The following is a 20,456-nucleotide window of genomic DNA, read 5'->3' as shown; positions in this document are numbered from 1 at the left end:
TCAGCCTCCTACGCCGAAAAAGATGGGCCATGGACTGAGGAAGATGCCCAGCACCTCTTGCACCAGATACCAGACGCTGCCCGCCGCGAGCGCCGCGATAGGCACCAGGAAATGCAGCTTACGTTCGCCGAGAATCACCGCGCCCAGGGTGAGAAAGGCGACCGTCGACATCAGGAAGCCCGCGGGGCGCAAGAGAAGCGCATAGGCCCCCATCAAGGCCAGAAGCGCCAGCGCCTGCCCAAGGTGATAGTCGCCAAGACGCCGGTGATCGATGTCTCCGGCCTTGGGGCCATTGTCGCCCTTTTGCGGTCCCAGAAGGATGATCAGGGCGCAGATGGCGGCCAGGACCGACAGGACCTTGGGAAAGGTGCTGGGCCAGATGGCATTGAATTTCATGAAGGGGGGAAGGCCTGCGTCCATGGTGAAATAGGCCGCATAGCCATAGGTGAGGCTGATCAACAGGATGACCAGCGCGATCCATCGGTCAAGCGCCATGCTTTCCTCCGGTGTATGATCTGGAATGGGAAGACGGCTCATCCGGGGCTGATCGATTGATGCCCCGGATGCACCGCTCAGATAGGAGACAAGGGTTTAGAGGAACCCGAGTTCCTGCATCAGCGACTTGATGACCTCTTCCTGTTCGGCAAGGAATGCCTCGAACTCTTCACCGCTGTTATGAATGTTGACCCAGCCATTGCGGGCACGGACCTCTTCCCATTCAGGGGTGTCGTACATCTTGGCAATGGCCGCCTGATAGGCCGCCTTGCGCTCTTCCGGCAGGCCGGGAGCCGCAAAGAAGCCACGCCAGTTGACGAAACTCGCGTCGATCCCCTGTTCCTTCATGGTCATGGCATCGGCATAGGCCGGAACGCGGTCATCTGCGGTGACGCCGATGATCTTGACCTCACCCGCGTTGGCCAGGTCGATGGCCTCGGAAAAACCGGTAGAGAGCGCGGCGATCTCACCCGACAGAAGCGCCGCCATGGCCATGCCGCCGGCATCATAGGGGATGTATTTCACCTGCGTGGGGTTCTCACCGGCGGCCTTCATCACCATGGCCGCGACCAGATGGTCCATACCGCCGGGAACCGAGCCGCCGCCAATCGCAGTGCCGCGCGGATCGGCCTTGTAGGCCGCGATCAGATCACCCATGGAATTGATCGGGCTGTCCTTGCCCACCACGATGGCGGCATAGTCGCCGATGGTTCCCGCCACCATGGTCAGGTCGCGAAAGTTGTGCGGAAACACGCCTGTCAGCGAACGGATCACGATGGGCGTGGAGTTCACCATCAGGGTGCCGTGGTTGCTGTCGGCGTTCTCGATCAGATAGCCGATGGCCTTGCCGCCGCCGCCGCCCGACATGTTCTCGAAGGACGCGGTACCCACAAGGCCCGCCTTGGTCAGCGCTTCGCCGGTGCCACGTGCGGTGCCGTCCCAGCCGCCGCCCGCGCCGCCGGGGATCAGAAAATGGATACTGTCCAGTTTGCTGTCCTCGGCCAGTGCAGGTGCGCCAAGGGCAAGGGTCGCCGTCGCCGCAGCCATCAGGGCCCGGCGGGTCAGGGTAAATGTCATCTGTTGTCCTCCCATTTGACAAAAGGCGGCTGAGCCGCTCATGACTGAACAAGAACACGCAAAGCTGACACCGACCTGTCACGGGCGTTTCCAGACGAGTCGACAATGGGGGAGCAACGGGTGCGTTTTCTGCTGGTAGAGGACAACATGAGCCTTGCGGCCGCTGTGAGCGATCGTTTGCAGATGGATGGCCATGTCGTCGATCACGCCCCGTGCGAGAAAGACGCCGAAGCCTTTGCTGACACCATGGATTACGATTTGATTTTGCTTGATATTATGCTGCCTGACGGCGATGGTCGCAGCTTCCTCAAGGCGCATCGGGCACGGGACGGGAAAACTCCCGTGATCGTCCTGACCGCAAGGTCGGAGGTCTCGGACCGGGTCGGGGTTCTGGACCTCGGCGCCGACGATTACATCACCAAGCCCTTTGATTTTTCCGAGCTGGAGGCCCGCTGCCGCGCGGTCCTGCGCCGCCATGGCGGCAACAGCTCCAACCAGCAACGATTCGCGGACCTGGTGTTTGATCCCCTGGCCGGAACGCTCGTGGTCGCAGGCAGCCCCGTATCCCTGCGCAACAAGGAGCTTCGCCTTCTGGAAATTTTCCTCAGCGCGCCCGACCGGATCTTTTCCAAAGCCAAGCTGGTGGACCGGCTGTTTTCCTACGATGAAGATGTTTCGGAAAACGCCATCGAAGTCTATGTCGCCCGGCTGCGCAAACGTCTGGCAGGATCAGGCGCAGCCATTGTGACCGTGCGCGGGCTGGGCTACCGGATGTCCCTGGAATGAGCGCCCCGCGCTCGCCGTCCCAGGTGCGCACGAGCGGGTCCCTGAGCCGCCGCCTGACCCTGCGCCTTGTGCTCAGCGCGGCTTTCCTCACCCTGATCTTGTTTTTTGTCGTCCTCGTCTTTGTCCGCGATATCTCGCAGCGCACGCAGGACAGCATCCTTCTGGCGTCGGCGACCTCGATCATGGATTCACTGCGTGTGGAAGCTGGCCAGATCACCCTCGACATTCCCTATGCAGCCCTTTCCATGCTGGGAAACGTGAGCAATGACAGGGTGTTCTACAAGGTTCGACAGGATGGAAAGGTCCTCACCGGCTATGAGGATCTGCCCACGCCTGCGCAGTCGCCCACGCCCGGTGCACCCGCCTATGCCACCGAGGAGTATCGCGGGGCCAGCCTGCGCAGGGTAACGCTGGCGCGACGCCTGTCTCTGGACAGCGGTCCGGCAGATATCGAAATCACCGTTGCCCAGACCCGCGAAGGCCAGACGGCGGAACTGGCGCGGCTGACCCGCTGGGCGCTGATGATGGGCGGCGGCTTTTTCCTCGTCTCCGCTCTCATCGGGATCTGGGCGGCGCAATCCAGTGTCCAGCCGCTTCATGCCCTGACCGGTGTCGTGTCCCGGCGGGGGCCAAAAGACCTGCGCCCGGTGCGTCACGCGGTGCCGAGCGAAATGGCGCCACTGGTGCATTCGCTCAACCGGTTCATCGAGCGCCTGCGAGTGTCGCTGGCCCGGTCCGAGGATTTTATCGCCGAAGCGGCACACCGTGTGCGCACCCCCCTGGCCACGGTGCGGGCGCAGGCGGAAATCACCCTGCGGCGCGTTGAGAAGGCGGAAAACAGAGCGTCCTTGCGGGAAATGATCCGGGCCATCGATGAAAGCTCCCGTGCGGCGGGGCAGCTTCTGGATCATGCCATGGTCACCTTTCGCACCGACAGTCTTGAGCGTAAACCTGTCGATCTGGACAGCCTTGCCCGCGATCTGGTCGAACGGCTTCGCCCGGTCGCCGATCTGAAGGACATCGATCTGCAATACAGCTGCACAGGCGTTGCACCCCTGATGGGCGATGCGATCCTGATCCAGAACGCAGTGCGGAACATTCTGGACAACGCCATAAAATATGCCCCGTCCGAGACCAACGTCCTGATCGATGTGCGGCAGGGCCCGCTGGATGTGATCATCTCGGTCACCGACCAGGCCGGTGGATTTCCACCGGGACAGGATACCGCCGCCCTGACCCAGCGCTTTGTGCGCGGCAGCAATGCGGCGGGCACAATCGGCTCGGGGCTGGGACTGACAATCGCCCGCGAAGTGGCCGAGGCCCATGGCGGCAGGCTGATCATTGAACCATCAGGCTCGGGAGCAGGCGCATGCGTATCCTTGTCCTTTCCATTGCGCTGATCTGCAGCTTCCTGGCCCTGGCTGCCCCCGCTGGTGCTTTTGAAGTCGAGGAGTTCCGCAGGTTCGGCCCGCAGGATGCGCCCGCCTTGCGGGTTCTTTCCACGACCGACACGGATGTGCTTGCGCCGCTGATCGAGAGTTTTCTTGCAGATACGCAAGGGATTGCGATCGAATATACCACCCTCAGCAGCGCCGATCTGATGACCGCCATCACCCACCCTGAGCCAGGGCAGCCGCAATTTGATATCGCCATCTCCTCGGCGATGGACCTGCAGACCAAACTGGCCAATGACGGCTATACCCGCCGCCATGTGCCGGCGGTGTCAGCTCAGATGCCGGACTGGGCCAGCTGGCGCGGACATGTCTTTGCCTTCTCGCAGGAGCCCGCCGCCCTGCTTCTGTCGCGCGCGGCCTTTACCGGGTTGAAGCTGCCCAAAACACGGCAAGAACTGATCACACTTCTGCGCCGCCACCCTGACAGGTTCCGCGGGCGGATCGGCACCTATGACATCACCGCCAGCGGGCTTGGGTATCTCTTCGCCACGCAGGATGCACGCACATCCGATTCATTCTGGCGGCTGATGGAGATCTTTGGCGGGCTTGAGACGCGTCTGTATTGCTGCTCTGGCGAGATGATAGAGGACATCGCCCGCGGAGATCTGGCGATCGCCTACAATGTTCTTGGCAGCTATGCGCTGGCCAGGGCCGATCTGGCCGATCGCATCGTCGTGGTGGAGCCGCAGGACTATACCAACATGATGCTGCGCACTGCCGTCATCCTCAAAGACACCCGGCTTGAAAAGGAGGCTGGCGCCTTTGTCGACCACCTCCTCTCGGCCGCCTGGGCGCAAACTCCGGACCCGGCGTACCCTTTTGCCCGCTACCCCGCCGCCTCGGGCAGGCAGGGTGCGCCCTACCGACCCATTCAACTTGGCCCCGGCCTGCTGGTCTACCTCGACAAGCTGAAACGCGCGCGGTTTCTGACCGAGTGGCGCAGCGCCATCACCCAGGATGAAACAAAGGGGCCGTGATCACACGTGCCGCGGATCATCCAGATCAAGCTCAAAGCGCCTTGGCTGCAGGCCTGAGTGGAACCATGTGATGAAGCTGTAGATCGAATAAACGGGCAGCCCGGTCACTTTGCGCAAATCCCGCGCATAGGGGGCCATATTGGTGCATTCGAGCACGATCGCACCCACATCCGGGTGCCGCTGGATCATCGCCTTTCCTGCGTCGATCATATCAAGGCGGCAGGCTTCGAAATCCATTTCCGGCCGGTCCGCAAGAATATCCCGCGTCATGCAGCGCCCGCCATCCGTGCCAACAACAGGCGTGTCGGGCGGTGCACCGGCGGCCACAAGATGCTGCGCGCCGAGCGAGGTTTCGGAAACCGTGATCACACCGCAGCGTTTCCCCGCCGGCAGCAGGGCCTGAACCATCGGCACCTGCATCAGGGACGAAGTTGCAACCGGCACGCCCAGCGCGGACCGGACATCCTCCTGGATCAGGGACAGGAACCCGCAGGTGGTGGTGATCCCGTCGCAGCCCGCACGCACCAGCTCGCGGCCCGCTGCGATGAACCTCTCGGTCAGTTCTGTCGGATTGCCCTGCACCACGCGTTCTGGCGTCGCCCCCTCGACAACCCGGTACTGCACCGGGAACTCCCAGGTGCCCGCATTGCCCATATCCCCGTGAACACGCGGAAACTGCGTCTCCAGCATCAGGACGCCGACCGTCGCGCCGTAGACCGTTTTCCCACCCCGTTGCATGGGCCGCTCCTGTTTCAAATCATCTGGCAGGACTATGCCCGCTCGTCCTTTCCGTTCCAAGCCTTGCAAACCCCAATCCTAGCAACCTGCTGCCTCAGTGTACGGCACCAAAGCCCGTTTCAGGAGAACCAGGAACTCCTGCCCGATGGCCGACAGGGGGCGCGCGCTTGAGGTGATGACCGCCATCTCCATCATCACCCTCGGCTGAAACGGGCGCGAGACAAAACCGCCCTCCTTGTCGAAATCAAGGATAAAGGGGTCGATGACAGCAACCCCCATCCCTTCTTTGACGAAACTGAGGAGATTCTTGAACAGATGCGCGTGGATCCGCGCCCTGAGCGGAACCCCCGCCTGCAAAAAGGCCTCACGGGTGCGGCGGTGGGTCATGTGGTCAGGCCCCATGACGATGAAAGGCTCTCCCTCCAGCAGTTCGGGGGTGAGAACCTCATGCCGGGCCAGCGGGCTGCCTTCCGGCATGGCGATGCGGCATTCAACGGTCACGGGATGCACGTCCAGCGCATCATACAAAAGCGGCATCTCGCAAATGCCGATTTCGAACAGGCCCGAGAGCACCCATTCCTGGATCTTGGATGAGTATTGCGACTGAAAGGAAATCGACAGATCGGGCCTCTCACGGGCGAATTCAGCGATCAGTCGCGGCATGAAGCCGAAGGACATGGAATGTTGCGAGGCCACTTGCAGCTGTCCGGCCTGTTTGTTCTGCAGGTCGATCACCGCCTGCGTGACGTGATCAAAGCCCCGCACCACGGTATCGATTTCACGAAACAGCAAGCTCGCCTCAGGCGTTGCGGTCAGGCGCCCGCGTACTCGCTCGAACAGTTTGATGCCTGTCTGACGCTCAAGCTGGTTCAACAGATTGGAAATGCCGGGCTGCGATATCCCAAGGCTGGCCGCCGCCCCGGTGACGGTTCCCGTTTCGATGACAGCGTGAAAAGCCTGAAGTTGGCGAAATCTGAGGTTCATGCGAAAGCTGTATCACTTTTTCTGATGAGCTAGCCATATCTTAGTATTTGAAATGATGCTCTGCCCCATGCATCTTGGTTCAAACCTTCCGAAGCAAGACCAATGACCAAGACCATATTTCCCACCCCCGAAGGATCCCGCAGATGAGCACGCCCCATACCATCGTGATTGGTGCCGGAATTGTCGGCGCGGCAACCGCAATCTGGCTGCGCCGCGCAGGACATGAGGTCACGCTCCTGGACAAGGGCGAGCCGGGCATGGGTGCCTCCTACGGAAACGGCTGCATCCTGGCGAGCTGTGCCATCGTGCCGGTGACCACGCCGGGCCTTGTGCTCAAGGGGCCAAAGTACCTGATGGACCCGAATTTCCCGCTGTTCATGCGCTGGTCCTATGGGCTGAAACTGGTGCCCTGGCTGGTGAAATACCTGTCCAATGCCAACGACGGCGACACCCGCCGCATCGCCGCAGGCCTGACCCATGTCATCGGAGACAGCGTCGAGCAGCACCAGGCGCTGACGGCAGGCACCCCGGCGGCAAAATGGGTACAAGAAAGCGAGTACAACTTTGCCTATGCTGACCGCGCCGCTTTTGAGGCGGACAAATACGTCTGGGATTTGCGCCGCGATGCCGGCTTCGTGCCCGAGTTGATCGAAGGCGCCGCCGTGCAGGAAAAGGAACCCATTCTGGCGCCTGACATGACGCTGCTCGCGATGCTGAAAAACCACGGCTACATTCTCAACCCCGGAAATTACGTGCGGGATCTGGTAACGCTCCTGCAGGAGATGGGCGGGCGTTTCATCCAGGCCGAAGTCAAGGATTTCGACCTCTCAGGCGGGCGCATCAACTCCGTCGACACCGACAAGGGCCGGTTTACCTGCAACGAGGCGGTTCTGGCCACCGGCGTCTGGTCCAAGCCCCTGATGCAGAAGCTGGGCCTCAACGTGCCGCTTGAGGCCGAACGCGGCTATCACATCATCTTCAAGAACCCGAGCCAGACCCCGAACAACCCCATGATGCTGACCTCGGGGAAATTCGTTGCGACGGCCATGGATCAGGGGCTACGCTGTGCAGGTGTGGTCGAGTTCGGCGGCCTGAGCGAGACCAAATCAAAGGCACCGCTCGCGCTCTTGCGGCGCAAGGTCAAGGAATGCTTTCCGCAGATGATCGCGGAGAGCGAAGAGGAATGGCTGGGGTATCGCCCTGCCCCTTCGGACAGCCTTCCGCTGATCGGCGAGGTTGGCACGACAGGCGTCTTTGCCGCCTTTGGCCATCACCACGTGGGCCTCACCGGCGGCGCCAAGACAGGCCGTATGGTGGCCGACATGATCGCAGGGCGGCCCAGCAATATCGACATGCGCCCCTATGAGCCGGGCCGGTTCGCCTGAGGGACAAAAAGCATAACAAAAACAAATAAAACCAACCAAAACAGGGAGATCAAAATGATCGCGAAATTTGGAAAGACAGTTGCATACTCCGTATCTGCACTGGCCCTTTCGGCCGCGGCCGGTGCTGCAGAAAAATGGGACATGCCCATGGCCTATGCAGCAACGAACTTCCATTCCGAAATGGGCGTCGTCTTCGCCGACAAGGTGCGCGACTATACCGGCGGCGAGATCGACATCACCGTGCACCCCGGGGGCTCGCTCTTCAAGGGCGGCGAGATCAAGCGCGCGGTGCAGACCGGACAGGCCCCGATCGGCGAGCGGTTCATGTCCGCCCATGCCAATGAGGCACCGCTTCTGGGTTGGGACAACCTGCCCTTTGTCGCCACCAGCTATGCCGAGAACGAAAAGCTGTGGCATGCTGCCAAGGACAAGGTGAACGCACAGCTCGCGGACCTCAATCTGGTGGCGCTGTACACCTGCCCCTGGCCCGGTCAGGGCTTTTACTTCAACAAGGAGGTCGCCTCTTCCGACGACACCCAAGGGGTGAAGTTCCGCTCCTACAACACGGCAACCGCCACCTTTGCCGAAGAACTGGGCATGATCCCGGTCCAGATTGAAGCCGCCGAGCTGAGCCAGGCGCTGGCAACCGGGGTTGCGGAATCCTTCATCTCCTCCGGCTCCACCGGCTATGATCGCAAGGTCTGGGAACACCTGACCCATTACTACAAGGTCAACGCCTGGCTGCCGCGCAACTACGTGATGGTGAACAAGCAGATCTGGGATGGCCTCAGCGGTGAGACCCAGGCCTCGATCCAGAAGGCCGCCGATGAGACCGGCGCCGCCTGCGCCGCCAAGTCCGAGGAGCTGGCGAACTGGTACTTTGAACAGTTGAGTGCCAACGGCATGGCCGTGACCGATGCCAGCCCCGCCTTCCTGGGCGAGCTGAAGGAGATCGGCGCCAAGATGACCGAGGAATGGCTTGCCTCGGTCGGCGATGACGGCAAGGCGATCCTCGACGCCTACAACGGCAACTGATCGCTCCAACCCAGACGGCCCCGGCCTGCCCCAAGCTGGCGGGGCCGTCACTTTCCTGACCTTACTGCATCCGATTTCTGGGGGTGTCGATCTTGCGCGACTGGCAACCGTTTCTGGGCCTGCCGCTATGGCTGTGGCTTTTTGTTCTTCCGACCCTGCTGGCCATTGCCTGCCTTCTGGCACCGGGCCCCATGGGGCGCGCCCTGCGCCCCCTGCAACGTATCGCTGACAAGGTATACCTTGGCTCCGGCGTCATCGCGGCAGGGTTCATGCTGCTGATCCTGCTGTTGATCGTGGCGCAGATGGTCGCCCGCTGGAGCAACCTGACCTTTCCCGGATCGACCGAATACGCGGGCTATGCCATGGCGGCGACGTCATTCCTTGCGCTGGCGCATGCGCTGACACGCGGCGCGCATATCCGGGTGTCGATCTTCCTAAACATCAGCCCCCGCATCGGCCTGGTTCTGGATGGTTTTGCCATGTGGGTCGGTGCGCTCACCGCCACATATTTTGCACGCTACGCGATCAAGACGAACATTTTTTCAAAGATGCTGAACGACCGCACCCAAGGACAGGATTTCGTGCCAGAATGGCTCTTGTCCTTCTTCGCCATGTTCGCAACCGCCCCCACGAAATGGGGGCAGCTCTGGGCCAATACCGGCTCCGACTGGGTCTACACGCCGATGTGGCTACCCCAGCTGCCCATGTCCATTGGTACGGTGCTTCTGGCGCTGGCGCTGTGGGACTATCTCTGCCGCCTTCTGATCACCCGCCGCGCCAGCATCAATTCGGAGGCCGTCGAATGAGCGAGATCTACGCCACCATCATCTTTCTCTTTGTGCTCTTCGCGCTTCTGGGCAGTTCGGTCTGGATCGGCCTTGCCCTGATGGGCGTCGCCTGGGTGGGGATGGAGCTTTTCACCTCCCGCCCTGCGGGCGATGCCATGATCACCACCATCTGGACCGGTGCCTCCAGCTGGACGCTGACCGCGCTGCCGCTCTTCATCTGGATGGGAGAGATCCTGTATCGCACCCGTCTCTCCGAAGACATGTTCCGTGGCCTTGCCCCCTGGATGCGCTGGCTGCCGGGCGGGCTACTGCACACCAATATTGCGGGCTGCACCATCTTTGCTGCCGTATCCGGGTCGTCGGCGGCGACGCTGACAACCGTGGGCAAGATGTCGATCCCCGAGCTGCGCAAGAGGGGATACCCCGAATTCATGATCATCGGCACCCTTGCAGGTGCCGCCACGCTGGGCCTGATGATCCCGCCCTCGCTGACACTGATCGTCTACGGCGTGTCGATCAATGAATCGATCACCAAGCTGTTCATGGCCGGCATCTTTCCGGGCCTTGTACTGGCGGGGCTGTTCATGGCCTATATCATCGCCTGGCACTACCTCTCCAAGGGTGAACGCCCGCAGGAGGAACCCAGCATGACCTTCGGACAGATGCTGGCCGAAAGCCGGTTCCTGATCCCGGTCCTTCTGTTGGTCGCCGTGGTCATCGGGTCGATGTATCTCGGCTATGCCACCGCGACCGAAGCAGCCGCCGTTGGTGTGCTCGGCTCGATGGCGCTGGCGCTGGCGCAGGGATCGCTCAACTGGAGCACCTTCACGGCATCGCTCATGGGAGCAACGCGAACCTCGGCCATGATCGCGCTGATCCTGATGGGAGCCTCCTTCCTGTCGCTGGCCATGGGGTTCACCGGCCTGCCGCGGGCGCTGGCGGGCTGGATTGACGAGATGAACCTCTCGCCCCTGGTGCTGATCGTCGCGCTGACGCTGTTTTACGTAGTGCTGGGGATGTTCCTTGATGGCATCTCCTCGGTGGTGCTGACCATGGCCATCGTCGAGCCGATGATCCGCCAGGCCGGGATCGACGTGATCTGGTTCGGGATCTTCATCGTCGTTGTGGTTGAGATGGCACAGGTGACGCCCCCTATCGGCTTCAACCTTTTCGTGCTGCAGGGCATGACGCGGCATGAGATCTCCTACATTGCCAAGACCGCGATCCCCATGGTCGGGCTGATGCTGGTGATGGTGGTGATCCTTGTCGCCTGGCCCGAGCTGGCAACCTGGCTGCCCGACAACATCCGCGCAGCACCCTCTGGCTGATGGTCTGAGCCCATGCTGACACTGCTTGCCTTCGTGGCCCGGCATGGCCGGGCCACCTTGGTTCTGGGCCTGTTGGCCGGGCTGCTGCTGCCCGATCTGGCGCGGCTCCTGCGCCCGTTCATCCCGCAGCTGGTCGCCCTGCTGCTGTTCCTGACGGCCTTTCGCATCGGTGCGCGCGCCGCCCTTGGTGGGCTCGCCGATGGGGTTTCGTCCCTCCGGGCAGTCATGGTGCTGCAACTGGTGTTACCACTTGTCGCGCTGTTGCTGTTCTGGCTGACCGGCGTAGAGGCAACACCCGCGGCGATCGCCATTCTCTTGATGCTCAGCGCCCCGTCAGTGACAGGCAGCCCGAACATAACGCTGCTTCTTGGACATGCACCGGAGCCCGCCTTTCGGGTGTTGATCCTGGGAACAACCCTTATGCCGCTGACGATCGTTCCGGTCTTTCTGCTGGCGCCCAGCCTTGGCGGCCTGCAGGAGGTGATCTGGGCCGCCCTGCGCCTGATAGGGGCCATTGGATTGACAGTTGCAGCCGCCTTTGCGCTGCGCCGCCTGACCCTGCCGGATTTGCGCCCGGACCAGATGACGGCGCTGGACGGGCTGACAACCTTTGCTCTTGCGGTGATTGTGATCGGTCTGATGTCGGCCCTTGGCCCTGCCCTGCAGGCTTCACCCGTGGTCGTCGCCAAGTGGATGGCGCTGGTGCTGGTTGCCAATCTGGGCCTGCAGGTGATGACCTACCACGTGCTGCGCTGGCGCGGCCATGCCCATGTCGCGGTGCCCTATGCCGTCGTTTCAGGCAACCGCAACTTCGCCCTGTTCCTGATTGCCCTGCCCGCCAGCACCACGGACCCCTTGCTGATTTTCCTCGGCTGCTATCAGGTGCCCATGTATCTGACGGCTGTGATCATGCGGCGCGTATATGCATCCGCCTGACGCCCCGGTGAGATACGGCCGTTGATCCGGCTTCAGCCCGGAAACAGCCGCGCCATTTCCTCGTCGAACCTGGCCCAGCTCAGCACAGCCTTGTTGCCTGCGAACCCGTGATAATAGGACTTCCCGCTTGAGGTCGGCAGCCCCGCCCAGATCTTGGACAGATTGTGCATGAAATCATGGCGGCTCATTTCTCCTGCCATGGTCGCGCTGAGGCCGGCCTCTTCCAGCAGCTGATGCGCCAGACGGTCCTGCAACAGCGGAGAGAACCGGTCAGAACGGCTTGCCCCCACGTGTTTCACCAAGCGGCGCAAAGTGGCCGGAATGAACTGGTAGCGCCCGATGGCATGCTGCTGCCCCGGCGTGTCCTCGATCCACTTGTAGATCTCGCCAATCGTCATTTCAGTGGGCCGTTTGGGCGGCTTGATCGTTGCCGCATACTGCACCGCATCATATTGCTTCTTCCCGGCCTCGGCGCTGGCAATAAGCTGCATCAGCTTTTTGACCGCATCGCTGGCAACGACCGCCCGGGGCAACTCCCGGAACAGGCTGGTTCCACTGCGTCCCGTGAACAGACTGGCCAAGTTCGCCTGCACGGCTTCCATCTCGGCCTCGAGATCCGGCTTGGCACGGGCCGCGGTACCCGATCGGGCGGGGGCTTGCGCCTTGGCGGGTATTGTCAGCACCGGACGAGAGGCTGTCGCGCCATTCTGAAAGAACTGCTGGTCGACAATCGAGAAGCGCTCAGCCGCGGCTAGGGGAAGAGCTGCAAACGCAAGCACGATTGCGGCTAAGGGCGTGGCACGATGGACAAGGATCATGGAAACCTTCTGGTTCGATCTATGGACGCTTCCCACTATGACCGGACAGAATTGATATTTCCTTTAACGGTATTTGAGCCATTGCCTGTGCAGCTGGCGCCGTTCAGGGGGCCTTGGTCAGGATCTTCTGCATCAGCACAAGATCCAGCCACTGATCCCACTTGCGCCCAACCTGCGGCATTCGACCGACCTCGGTGAACCCAAGAGCGGCATGAAAGGCAACGCCGCGCGGATTGGCCCCGCTCACCCCGGCCACCAGCACGTGAATGGCATCGGAGCGGGCGATGTCTTCCAGCCGGACCATCAGCGCCCGGCCAAGCCCCCGGCCCTGCGCCCGAGGCGCAAGCTGGATCGAATGCTCTGCCGCATGGCGGTAGCCCGGACCGGCTCGAAAGGCGCCATAGACGGCATAGCCAACGACCTGCCCCTCTGCCTCGGCCACCAGAAACCGGGGACCACGCTCCCGGATCGTCTCCTGCCAGGCCTCGGGCGGTTTTTCTTCGGTGGTGAAGGTGATCAGCGTGTTGCGGATCATATGCGCGGAAATTCGGGCAATCGCGGGCGCATCCTCGGCGCGGGCCTGTCGGATCATGTCGCTCATGGGGTCTCGTTTTGGCGAAGCCGCAGATCTGGTGGCGGGGAGACAGGGATTCGAACCCTGGGAACGCTCTCACGTTCAACGGTTTTCAAGACCGCCGCATTCGACCACTCTGCCACCTCCCCGGTCCGCAGGCGGTTTAGGCCGGCAAGCGCACGCGCGCAAGGGAAAATCGCGTTGTCGGCCGCCTTGCGGCACTGGAAAGCACGCGGAAACACGCCAGTCGGCCGTCAATCCAAACAGTTTTGATCAACCGGACCGGCCACAGGGTTTTCATGGCCGCACACGCAGGCTATCATTTGCGAAAAGCAGAACAATCACCGGAAAACCCGGATCAGGGCAGCACGCCAGCATGAGCATAGGCAGGGGAAAACCATGACACAGGCCAAGTCAACCGGACCAGTCGGCGGGCGGATCACGATTGCCGCGCTCAGCCTCTTTTTGCTCGCCGCCTGTGAAGACGGCGGCGGCATGCCGTTCCTGCAGAAAAAGGCAACGACGGAGGAGGCGACGCCGACCTCCAACAGAACCCGCCTTGTGGAACGGGACGTGGAATCCCCGGACGTCTTTCAGGTGACCGAAGCCGGGTTGTGGGACGGGCGCCCCTCGCTGGGTGGCGTCTGGGTGGCGCATCCCGATGCACAGGATCCGGAGCGCGTCATCATCCGCAACAGTGCGAACGGCAAATTCGTGATCGGAGCCCTGTTCCGCCGCGAGCGTGAGATCCCCGGCCCGCGCATCCAGGCCTCGTCTGACGCGGCAGCTGCGCTCGGCATGCTGGCAGGCGCCCCGGTCGAACTGCAGGTGACCGCCTTGCGCCGTGAGGCAACCTCCGAAGATCCTGCCGCCCCCGAAGAGCTCCCACAGGTCGGCGCCGAGGCGGCAGACAGTCCCGCCGTGACCATCGAAGCAGCCGCTCCCAGCGCAGTCTCAGAAACCGCGCTTGATCCCATCGCCGGGGCAGCGGCCGCAATCGACGCACCAGCACCGGCCCCCGCGAAACCGGCTGCCGCAAAACCGCGTGTTTCGCCACTGGGCAAGCCATACATCCAGATCGGCATTTTCAGCGTTGAGGCAAATGCGGAACGCACCGCCGGTCAGATGCGCAACGTCGGCATGATCCCGACCGTCTATGAGCAATCCTCCAACGGCAAGGCGTTCTGGCGTGTCGTGGTCGGCCCGGCGCAGACCAAGAACGAGCTCAGCCAGCTGCTGAAGGGCGTGAAAGAGGCCGGTTTCTCGGATGCTTACGCCGTCACCAATTAAGCGCAGGCAATGCCCCGCCGATGCCTGCCCCCAGACAACAAGGATGACACACCCGTGATCGATCTTGTCAGAACCGCCCTCAAGAGCACCATTTCGGCTGGCCTCGTGCTGGGTTTGAGTACCGTTTCGGCTGCAGCCTTCGATACCAAGGCGCGCGCGGCCTACGTCCTGGATCAGGGAACAGACACGGTCCTGTTGTCAAAGAACGCGGACGTCCCGCTGCCGCCGGCGTCCATGTCCAAGCTGATGACGCTTTACGTGGCCTTCGAAGCCCTGCGCGACGGGCGACTGACCCTGGACGAACGTCTTCCGGTCAGCGAACACGCGATGAGCTACGGCGGTTCGACCATGTTTCTCGACACCACCGATCGGGTGCGGGTCGAAGATCTGATCCGTGGCATCATCGTCCTGTCCGGCAACGATGCCTGCGCCGTGATCGCCGAAGCGCTGAGCCCGGATGGCACCGAAGCCGGATTTGCCCGCTACATGACCAAACGCGCCGCTGAAATGGGCATGACAAACGCCACTTTTGCGAACTCGAACGGCTGGCCTGCCGCAGGACACCGCATGTCGATGCAGGACCTTGGCATCCTGGCCGAACGGCTGATCGAGGATTTCCCGGAATACTATCCGCTCTTTTCCGAAAAGACCTTCGAATTTGATGGGCGCGCGCCCTCCAATACGCGCAACCGCAACCCGCTGCTGTCGCTGGGCATCGGCGCCGACGGTCTGAAGACCGGCCATACGAGCGAGGCGGGCTACGGCCTCGTCGGCTCTGCCAAACAGGGCGACCGCAGGGTGATCTTCGTGATTACCGGCCTTGACAGCACCAAAGCCCGCGCAGAGGAGGCCGAGGCCCTCGTTAACTGGTCGTTTCGCCAATTTGCCAAGAAAACCGTTGCCAAAGCCGGCGTCCCGATCGCCGAAGCCGAAGTCTGGCGCGGCGCTGTTCGATCGGTAGGGCTTGTGCCTGCCGAGGATCTGGAAGTGTTGGTGCCCGCCCTGAACAGTGGCGTGGTAAACGCTGAGGTCGTCTATACCGGGCCTGTCGATGCGCCGATCCAAAAGGGGCAGAAGCTCGCGGAACTGGTGTTCCAGCCGGATGAGCTGCCCGAGGTGCGCCTGCCTCTGGTGGCCGCCAATGATGTGGCCGCCGGCGGCTTCCCCGTGCGCGTCAAGACCGCAGCGCAGGTGCTGATCAAACGCTTCCTCAGTGGCCCCGAGGAGGCAATGTGACTTCAGAACCCAAAACCGGGCTGTTCATCACCTTCGAAGGGATCGACGGCTCCGGCAAATCCACCCAGTGCAAGCTGCTGGCCGAGGCTCTGACCGAGGCGGGCCGCGACGTCGTGCTGACGCGCGAGCCGGGCGGCTCACCCGGCGCCGAGGACATTCGCCGAATGGTGCTGGAGGGTGATCCGGACAAGTGGTCGGCCGAAACCGAGATCCTTCTGTTCACCGCAGCGCGGCGGGACCATCTGGAGCGCACCATCGCCCCCGCTCTGGCTGCTGGAAAGATCGTGGTCTGTGACCGCTTTGCCGACAGCACCCGCATGTACCAGGGGCTGTCGCGCGGCGACCTGCGCACCACCGTGGACCGCCTGCACGAGATGATGATTGGCCGCGAGCCGGATCTGACCTTTCTCATCGACATGGATCCGGCCACCGGCCTGTCGCGCGCAAAGGGACGTCAGGGCACCGAGGAACGCTTCGAGGACTTTGGCCTCGCTCTGCAGGAAAAGATGCGGGCAGGCTTCCTGGCTCTGGCGGATGAATTTCCGGACCGTTTCTGTGTTCTGGATGGCAACCGCCCGGTTGAGGTGGTCGCCCGAGATGTCCTGACCCGCGCCCAAGACACGCTCGCCGCCTCAGGGGCCTCGGCATGAGCGGCGAAGACGACCTGCCGCGTGCGGATCAGGCCACGGGGGCGCCGCATCCACGGGAAACGCTGCGGCTTTTTGGTCAGGACAAGGCCGAGGCGGATTTTCTGACGGCTTTCAATTCGGACCGGCTGCACCACGGCTGGCTTCTCACCGGGCCGCAGGGGGTGGGCAAGGCAACGCTTGCCTGGCGTCTCGCGCGCTTTCTTTTGGCCACACCCCCTGCCGAAAACGGGCTGTTCGGCGCACCGCCGCCTGCAACCTCGCTCGACATCAGCCCCGATCATCCGGTGTCTCACCGGATACAGGCGCTGGCCGAGCCGGGCCTTGCCTCGATCACGCGCAGCTACAACGAGAAGGGAAAGCTGCGCGATCAGATCGTTGTCGATGACGTGCGGGCGTTGACCAAATTCTTTGGCCTGTCGGCCACCGATGGCGGGCGCCGGGTGGTGATCGTGGATGCCGCCGACGAGATGAACCCGAGCGCCGCCAATGCTTTGCTCAAGATGCTGGAGGAGCCGCCCGCGCGCACCACCATGTTCCTGATCTCGCACCAGCCCTCGCGCCTGCTGCCGACGATCCGCTCGCGCTGCCGGACGCTGCGGCTGGGTCCGTTGAATGCAGAGGACATGCAGGCTGCGCTCATGCAATCCGGGGCGGAGCTGCCGTCCAACCCGGATCACCTTGCGGCCCTCGCAGCAGGATCCGTCGGCGCCGCGCTGCGCCTTCTGAACCTTGGCGGGCTCAAGACCTATGGCGAGCTGGTGCAGATCCTCGACTCCCTGCCCCGCCTTGACCGCCAGCGCGCCCTTGCACTTGCTGAAACGGCCGCCCAGCGCGGCGGGGCCGAGAAATTCGAACTGCTTCTGACGCTGGTGGAATTTGCCATGGCGCGTCTCGCCCGTACTGGCGCCACCGGTCAGCCCCCCCACCCCGAAGCCGCGGCAGGTGAAGCCGCAATGCTGACGCGGCTGGCGCCCGATTCGCTCAAGGGGCGGGCATGGGCGGATCTGTCGGCCGAGGCGACGGCGCGGGCGCGCCACGGTCAGGCGGTGAACCTTGACCCCGCCGCCCTAGTTCTAGATACGGTTTTCAAGATGCAGGATACCGCGTCGCGCTGACCCACCGCCAAGGCGGGCTTTTCCGGGGGCTGCGGCGCAACAAGGCGACGAGAGACAGGCATGAGCAGCAGCACCCTTCCCCAGATCACCGACAGCCACTGCCATTTGGACTTCCCGGATTTCGACGATGAGCTGGATCAGGTGATTGCCCGCGCCGCCGAGGCCGGCGTCACCCGCATGGTCACCATCTGCACCAAGCTGAAGAACGAACCCGCCGTGCGCGCGATTGCCGAGGCGCACGATCCGGTTTTCTATGCCGCTGGCACCCACCCGATGAGCGCGGCGGATGAGCCACTTGTGAGCGTGGACGAACTGGTTGCGCTGGCCAGACATCCGAAATTCGTCGGCATCGGAGAGACGGGCCTTGATTACCACTACACCGCCGACAGCGCCGAGATTCAGCAGACCTCCCTGCGCATTCACATTGCTGCCGCGCGCGAAACCGGCCTGCCGCTGATCATCCATGCCCGCGCTGCCGATGACGACATGGCGCGGATCCTTGCCGATGAGATGAAGAATGGCAGCTATTCCTGCGTCATGCACTGTTTCTCCTCCTCGGCAGAACTGGCCAAGGCGGCGCTTGATCTGGGGTTTTACCTCTCGATGTCCGGCATCGCCGCCTTTCCCAAAAGCCAGGAGTTGCGCGATATCTTTGCCGCCGCGCCCGTGGACCGCATTTTGGTGGAAACCGACGCGCCCTACCTCGCCCCACCCCCGCATCGCGGAAAACGCAATGAGCCCGCCTATACCGCCCATACGGCAAAGGTTGGTGCCGAGGCCTTTGGCCTCGACTACGTGGAGTTTGCCGCCCGCACCCAGGAGAATTTCGACCGCCTGTTCTGGAAAGTCGCCCAGCACAAGGCCGCCGCGTGATGTCAGAGCTGCGCTTCACCATTCTGGGCAGCGGATCCTCGGGCGGGGTGCCGCGCCTTGGCGGGCACTGGGGCGATTGCGACCCTGACAATCCGCGCAACCGGCGGCGACGCTGTTCGATGCTGGTGGAACGGGAAGGCCCTGAAGGCACCACGACGGTGCTGATCGACACCTCTCCTGATATGCGCAGCCAGCTTCTGGACGCGGGTGTCGGGCGGCTTGATGCGGTGGTCTATACCCATTCCCACGCGGATCATGTGCACGGCATCGACGATCTGCGCATGATCGTCTTCAACATGCGCGCGCGCATTCCCGTCTATGCGGATGGCGACACGCAGAACGCACTCCTGTCGCGGTTCGGTTATGCCTTCGTGCAGCCCGAAGGCTCCCCCTACCCGCCCATTCTGGATCTGCGCAGCATCGACGGGCCTTTTAGCATCGATGGCCCCGGTGGAGAGATTCCCTTCCGTCCCTTCGAGGTCGGGCACGGATCAATGGACGCTCTCGGCTTTCGCATGGGCGGGCTTGCCTATCTGCCGGACGTGATAGAGATCCCCGACGCCGCCCTGCCCGAGCTGACGGACCTTGACTACTGGGTGGTGGACGCGCTGCGCCGCACGCCGCATCCCACGCATTTCAACATGGATCAGGCGCTTGAGTGGATCGCCCGCATGAAGCCGCGCCGCGCCGTGCTGACCAACATGCATATCGACATGGATTACGCCACGGTCGAGGCAGAGACCCCCGATCACATCACCCCCGCCTATGACGGCATGGTGATCCGCATTCCCATTTAGAGCGGTGCGCCGCAGCTCTCCCATTAGGACCAACACATGCTGCAAAGCCTGATCGACGTCATCCTTCCCGTTTTTCTGGTTGTCGCCGCAGGCTATGCCGCCACGCGGCAGGGCTATTTCACCCAAGGCCATATCGAAGGGCTGATGAAATTCACCCAGAGTTTCGCCATCCCCTGCCTCTTGTTTCACGCCATTGCCAACCTGGATCTGTCGAGCAGCTTCGACCCCATTCTGCTGATCAGTTTCTATACCGGTGCAGGCATCTGCTTCGTGATCGGTCTCTTTGGCGCGCGCCTTATCTTCAATCGCGACTGGGAAGATAGCGTTGCCATCGGTTTCTGCTGCCTGTTTTCCAACTCTGTCCTGTTGGGCCTGCCGATCACCGAACGGGCCTTTGGAGCCGACAACCTGACAGGCAACTATGCGATCATCGCCTTTCATTCACCCTTTTGCTACGGCATTGGTATCACCGTGATGGAGATCGTCCGCAACCGGGGAAGCGGCGGCATCAAGATGGCCCGCTCGGTCCTGACCGCCATGTTCAAGAATGTGCTGATTCTCGGGATTGCGCTGGGGTTCACCTTCAACCTTGCAGGGCTGTCGGTCCCTGGCGCACTGGATGACGCGCTGCAGCTCCTGATCCGCGCGGCGCTGCCGGGCGCGCTTTTTGCGCTGGGTGGCGTCCTGGTCCAGTACCGTCCCGAAGGCGATTTGCGCACGATTGCCTTTGTCTGCGTCACCGCCCTTCTGGTTCATCCCGCCATTGTCTGGACCCTGGGCAGCGTGCTGGGCCTGAAACAGGATCTGTTCCGTTCAGGGGTCCTGAATGCGGCCATGGCACCGGGCTTCAACGCCTATATCTTTGCCAACATGTACGGCCGCGCAAAACGGGTGGCCGCCTCCTCTGTGCTGATCGCGACCGGGGTTTCCGTACTGACAGTCTGGTTCTGGCTGGAAGTGCTGATGTAAGCGCCCTTGCGCCGCCGCCAATATGGCCGGAACGATTTCCTGCGAAGCCTGCCCCCTTCGGGCAGGCTGTCCCATTTTGAAGGGAGTGCGTTGTCTGGAGCGCGCTGCTGCCGTAAACCTGTGCCAACCAATGACCTCAGGGAGAGAAACA

General features: G+C 62.5%; 21 protein-coding genes and 1 tRNA gene. 15 read left to right on the top strand and 7 right to left on the bottom strand.

Translation table 11 applies throughout. The features are described 5' to 3' along the window. Together AADA15_RS03260 and AADA15_RS03255 are read right to left on the bottom strand one after the other, a co-directional pair. Window positions 1-495: a tripartite tricarboxylate transporter TctB family protein gene (locus AADA15_RS03260; protein WP_341640116.1), complete on the bottom strand. Its 495-nt coding sequence runs from the start codon at window positions 493-495 to the stop codon at window positions 1-3. A 96-nt stretch (window positions 496-591) separates the two neighbouring features. Further along, the gene (locus AADA15_RS03255) at window positions 592-1,572 is read right to left on the bottom strand and encodes a Bug family tripartite tricarboxylate transporter substrate binding protein (RefSeq protein WP_341640115.1); all 981 of its coding nucleotides are present in this window, start codon (window positions 1,570-1,572) and stop codon (window positions 592-594) included. A gap of 120 nt (window positions 1,573-1,692) precedes the next feature. Here AADA15_RS03255 and AADA15_RS03250 point away from each other — a divergent pair, with 120 nt between their 5' ends. From AADA15_RS03250 to AADA15_RS03240, 3 genes are read left to right on the top strand one after another with little or no spacing between them, the layout of a single operon-like run. Continuing rightward, window positions 1,693-2,358, top strand: a complete 666-nt coding sequence (locus AADA15_RS03250) for a response regulator transcription factor (protein WP_341640114.1) — start codon at window positions 1,693-1,695, stop codon at window positions 2,356-2,358. Continuing rightward, complete coding sequence (locus AADA15_RS03245; RefSeq protein WP_341640113.1) at window positions 2,355-3,758, top strand: sensor histidine kinase; 1,404 nt, start codon at window positions 2,355-2,357, stop codon at window positions 3,756-3,758. Before AADA15_RS03250 ends, AADA15_RS03245 begins: the two co-directional genes overlap by 4 nt. Next, window positions 3,728-4,789, top strand: coding sequence for an ABC transporter substrate-binding protein (locus AADA15_RS03240; RefSeq protein ID WP_341640112.1), 1,062 nt, complete (start codon window positions 3,728-3,730; stop codon window positions 4,787-4,789). Before AADA15_RS03245 ends, AADA15_RS03240 begins: the two co-directional genes overlap by 31 nt. On the opposite strand, the gene AADA15_RS03235 is transcribed toward AADA15_RS03240, so the two are convergent. Both AADA15_RS03235 and AADA15_RS03230 read right to left on the bottom strand, forming a co-directional pair. Next, window positions 4,790-5,527 carry an aspartate/glutamate racemase family protein gene (locus tag AADA15_RS03235; protein ID WP_341640111.1) on the bottom strand — a complete coding sequence of 246 codons (738 nt, stop codon included), beginning with the start codon at window positions 5,525-5,527 and terminating at the stop codon, window positions 4,790-4,792. It lies immediately after the preceding gene. A 78-nt stretch (window positions 5,528-5,605) separates the two neighbouring features. Beyond that, window positions 5,606-6,511 (bottom strand): LysR family transcriptional regulator, encoded by a 906-nt coding sequence (locus AADA15_RS03230; protein ID WP_341640110.1) that lies wholly within the window; start codon window positions 6,509-6,511, stop codon window positions 5,606-5,608. A 143-nt stretch (window positions 6,512-6,654) separates the two neighbouring features. On the opposite strand from AADA15_RS03230, the gene AADA15_RS03225 reads away from it, so the two are divergent. The 5 genes from AADA15_RS03225 (at window position 6,655) to AADA15_RS03205 (ending at window position 11,983) form a co-directional block, all read left to right on the top strand. Next, a complete protein-coding gene (locus AADA15_RS03225) occupies window positions 6,655-7,896 on the top strand; it encodes an NAD(P)/FAD-dependent oxidoreductase (protein ID WP_341640109.1) in 1,242 nt (413 codons plus the stop codon). Between the two features lie 54 nt (window positions 7,897-7,950). Then, complete coding sequence (locus tag AADA15_RS03220; RefSeq protein WP_341640108.1) at window positions 7,951-8,931, top strand: TRAP transporter substrate-binding protein; 981 nt, start codon at window positions 7,951-7,953, stop codon at window positions 8,929-8,931. Window positions 8,932-9,023: 92 nt separating this feature from the next. Continuing rightward, the gene (locus AADA15_RS03215; RefSeq protein WP_341640107.1) at window positions 9,024-9,737 is read left to right on the top strand and encodes a TRAP transporter small permease; all 714 of its coding nucleotides are present in this window, start codon (window positions 9,024-9,026) and stop codon (window positions 9,735-9,737) included. After that, a complete protein-coding gene (locus AADA15_RS03210; RefSeq protein ID WP_341640106.1) occupies window positions 9,734-11,047 on the top strand; it encodes a TRAP transporter large permease in 1,314 nt (437 codons plus the stop codon). Before AADA15_RS03215 ends, AADA15_RS03210 begins: the two co-directional genes overlap by 4 nt. A gap of 12 nt (window positions 11,048-11,059) precedes the next feature. Then, window positions 11,060-11,983 (top strand): hypothetical protein, encoded by a 924-nt coding sequence (locus AADA15_RS03205; protein WP_341640105.1) that lies wholly within the window; start codon window positions 11,060-11,062, stop codon window positions 11,981-11,983. 32 nt (window positions 11,984-12,015) lie between these two features. Here AADA15_RS03205 and AADA15_RS03200 read toward each other — a convergent pair whose 3' ends face one another. The 3 genes from AADA15_RS03200 to AADA15_RS03190 form a co-directional block, all read right to left on the bottom strand. Next, on the bottom strand, window positions 12,016-12,801 hold the full coding sequence (locus AADA15_RS03200; protein ID WP_341640104.1) for a lysozyme family protein: 786 nt from the start codon (window positions 12,799-12,801) through the stop codon (window positions 12,016-12,018). Window positions 12,802-12,904: 103 nt separating this feature from the next. Then, entirely contained in the window at window positions 12,905-13,402 is a 498-nt protein-coding gene (locus tag AADA15_RS03195) for a GNAT family N-acetyltransferase (protein ID WP_341640103.1), read from the bottom strand. 32 nt (window positions 13,403-13,434) lie between these two features. Next, window positions 13,435-13,524, bottom strand: a tRNA-Ser gene (locus tag AADA15_RS03190). A 250-nt stretch (window positions 13,525-13,774) separates the two neighbouring features. On the opposite strand from AADA15_RS03190, the gene AADA15_RS03185 reads away from it, so the two are divergent. From AADA15_RS03185 to AADA15_RS03155, 7 genes are read left to right on the top strand one after another with little or no spacing between them, the layout of a single operon-like run. After that, complete coding sequence (locus AADA15_RS03185) at window positions 13,775-14,665, top strand: SPOR domain-containing protein (RefSeq protein WP_341640102.1); 891 nt, start codon at window positions 13,775-13,777, stop codon at window positions 14,663-14,665. 54 nt (window positions 14,666-14,719) lie between these two features. Further along, complete coding sequence (locus tag AADA15_RS03180; protein ID WP_437343166.1) at window positions 14,720-15,901, top strand: D-alanyl-D-alanine carboxypeptidase family protein; 1,182 nt, start codon at window positions 14,720-14,722, stop codon at window positions 15,899-15,901. Continuing rightward, entirely contained in the window at window positions 15,898-16,551 is a 654-nt protein-coding gene (gene tmk, locus AADA15_RS03175) for a dTMP kinase (protein WP_341640101.1), read from the top strand. Before AADA15_RS03180 ends, tmk begins: the two co-directional genes overlap by 4 nt. Further along, window positions 16,548-17,666 (top strand): DNA polymerase III subunit delta', encoded by a 1,119-nt coding sequence (locus tag AADA15_RS03170; protein ID WP_341640100.1) that lies wholly within the window; start codon window positions 16,548-16,550, stop codon window positions 17,664-17,666. The genes tmk and AADA15_RS03170 overlap by 4 nt, the downstream gene beginning before the upstream one ends. A gap of 60 nt (window positions 17,667-17,726) precedes the next feature. After that, complete coding sequence (locus AADA15_RS03165; protein WP_341640099.1) at window positions 17,727-18,539, top strand: TatD family hydrolase; 813 nt, start codon at window positions 17,727-17,729, stop codon at window positions 18,537-18,539. Continuing rightward, window positions 18,539-19,336 (top strand): MBL fold metallo-hydrolase, encoded by a 798-nt coding sequence (locus tag AADA15_RS03160; protein WP_341640098.1) that lies wholly within the window; start codon window positions 18,539-18,541, stop codon window positions 19,334-19,336. The genes AADA15_RS03165 and AADA15_RS03160 overlap by 1 nt, the downstream gene beginning before the upstream one ends. A gap of 36 nt (window positions 19,337-19,372) precedes the next feature. Then, window positions 19,373-20,305: an AEC family transporter gene (locus AADA15_RS03155; protein WP_341640097.1), complete on the top strand. Its 933-nt coding sequence runs from the start codon at window positions 19,373-19,375 to the stop codon at window positions 20,303-20,305. The last annotated feature ends 151 nt before the right edge of the window (window positions 20,306-20,456 follow it).

The sequence above is a fragment of the Phycobacter sedimenti genome (assembly GCF_038148855.1).
GTDB classification, from domain to species: Bacteria; Pseudomonadota; Alphaproteobacteria; order Rhodobacterales; family Rhodobacteraceae; genus Phycobacter; species Phycobacter sedimenti.
This window is presented reverse-complemented; position numbering and strand designations above follow the sequence as displayed.

Coding starts and splice junctions, on each gene's coding strand:
- AADA15_RS03240 (WP_341640112.1), top strand. CDS start 3,728: ATGCGTATCCTTGTCCTTTCCATTGCGCTGATCTGCAGCTTCCTGGCC.
- AADA15_RS03170 (WP_341640100.1), top strand. CDS start 16,548: ATGAGCGGCGAAGACGACCTGCCGCGTGCGGATCAGGCCACGGGGGCG.
- AADA15_RS03260 (WP_341640116.1), bottom strand. CDS start 495: ATGGCGCTTGACCGATGGATCGCGCTGGTCATCCTGTTGATCAGCCTC.
- AADA15_RS03225 (WP_341640109.1), top strand. CDS start 6,655: ATGAGCACGCCCCATACCATCGTGATTGGTGCCGGAATTGTCGGCGCG.
- AADA15_RS03255 (WP_341640115.1), bottom strand. CDS start 1,572: ATGACATTTACCCTGACCCGCCGGGCCCTGATGGCTGCGGCGACGGCG.
- AADA15_RS03210 (WP_341640106.1), top strand. CDS start 9,734: ATGAGCGAGATCTACGCCACCATCATCTTTCTCTTTGTGCTCTTCGCG.
- AADA15_RS03155 (WP_341640097.1), top strand. CDS start 19,373: ATGCTGCAAAGCCTGATCGACGTCATCCTTCCCGTTTTTCTGGTTGTC.
- AADA15_RS03235 (WP_341640111.1), bottom strand. CDS start 5,527: ATGCAACGGGGTGGGAAAACGGTCTACGGCGCGACGGTCGGCGTCCTG.
- AADA15_RS03205 (WP_341640105.1), top strand. CDS start 11,060: ATGCTGACACTGCTTGCCTTCGTGGCCCGGCATGGCCGGGCCACCTTG.
- AADA15_RS03185 (WP_341640102.1), top strand. CDS start 13,775: ATGACACAGGCCAAGTCAACCGGACCAGTCGGCGGGCGGATCACGATT.
- AADA15_RS03220 (WP_341640108.1), top strand. CDS start 7,951: ATGATCGCGAAATTTGGAAAGACAGTTGCATACTCCGTATCTGCACTG.
- AADA15_RS03160 (WP_341640098.1), top strand. CDS start 18,539: ATGTCAGAGCTGCGCTTCACCATTCTGGGCAGCGGATCCTCGGGCGGG.
- AADA15_RS03230 (WP_341640110.1), bottom strand. CDS start 6,511: ATGAACCTCAGATTTCGCCAACTTCAGGCTTTTCACGCTGTCATCGAA.
- AADA15_RS03195 (WP_341640103.1), bottom strand. CDS start 13,402: ATGAGCGACATGATCCGACAGGCCCGCGCCGAGGATGCGCCCGCGATT.
- AADA15_RS03200 (WP_341640104.1), bottom strand. CDS start 12,801: ATGATCCTTGTCCATCGTGCCACGCCCTTAGCCGCAATCGTGCTTGCG.
- AADA15_RS03165 (WP_341640099.1), top strand. CDS start 17,727: ATGAGCAGCAGCACCCTTCCCCAGATCACCGACAGCCACTGCCATTTG.
- AADA15_RS03245 (WP_341640113.1), top strand. CDS start 2,355: ATGAGCGCCCCGCGCTCGCCGTCCCAGGTGCGCACGAGCGGGTCCCTG.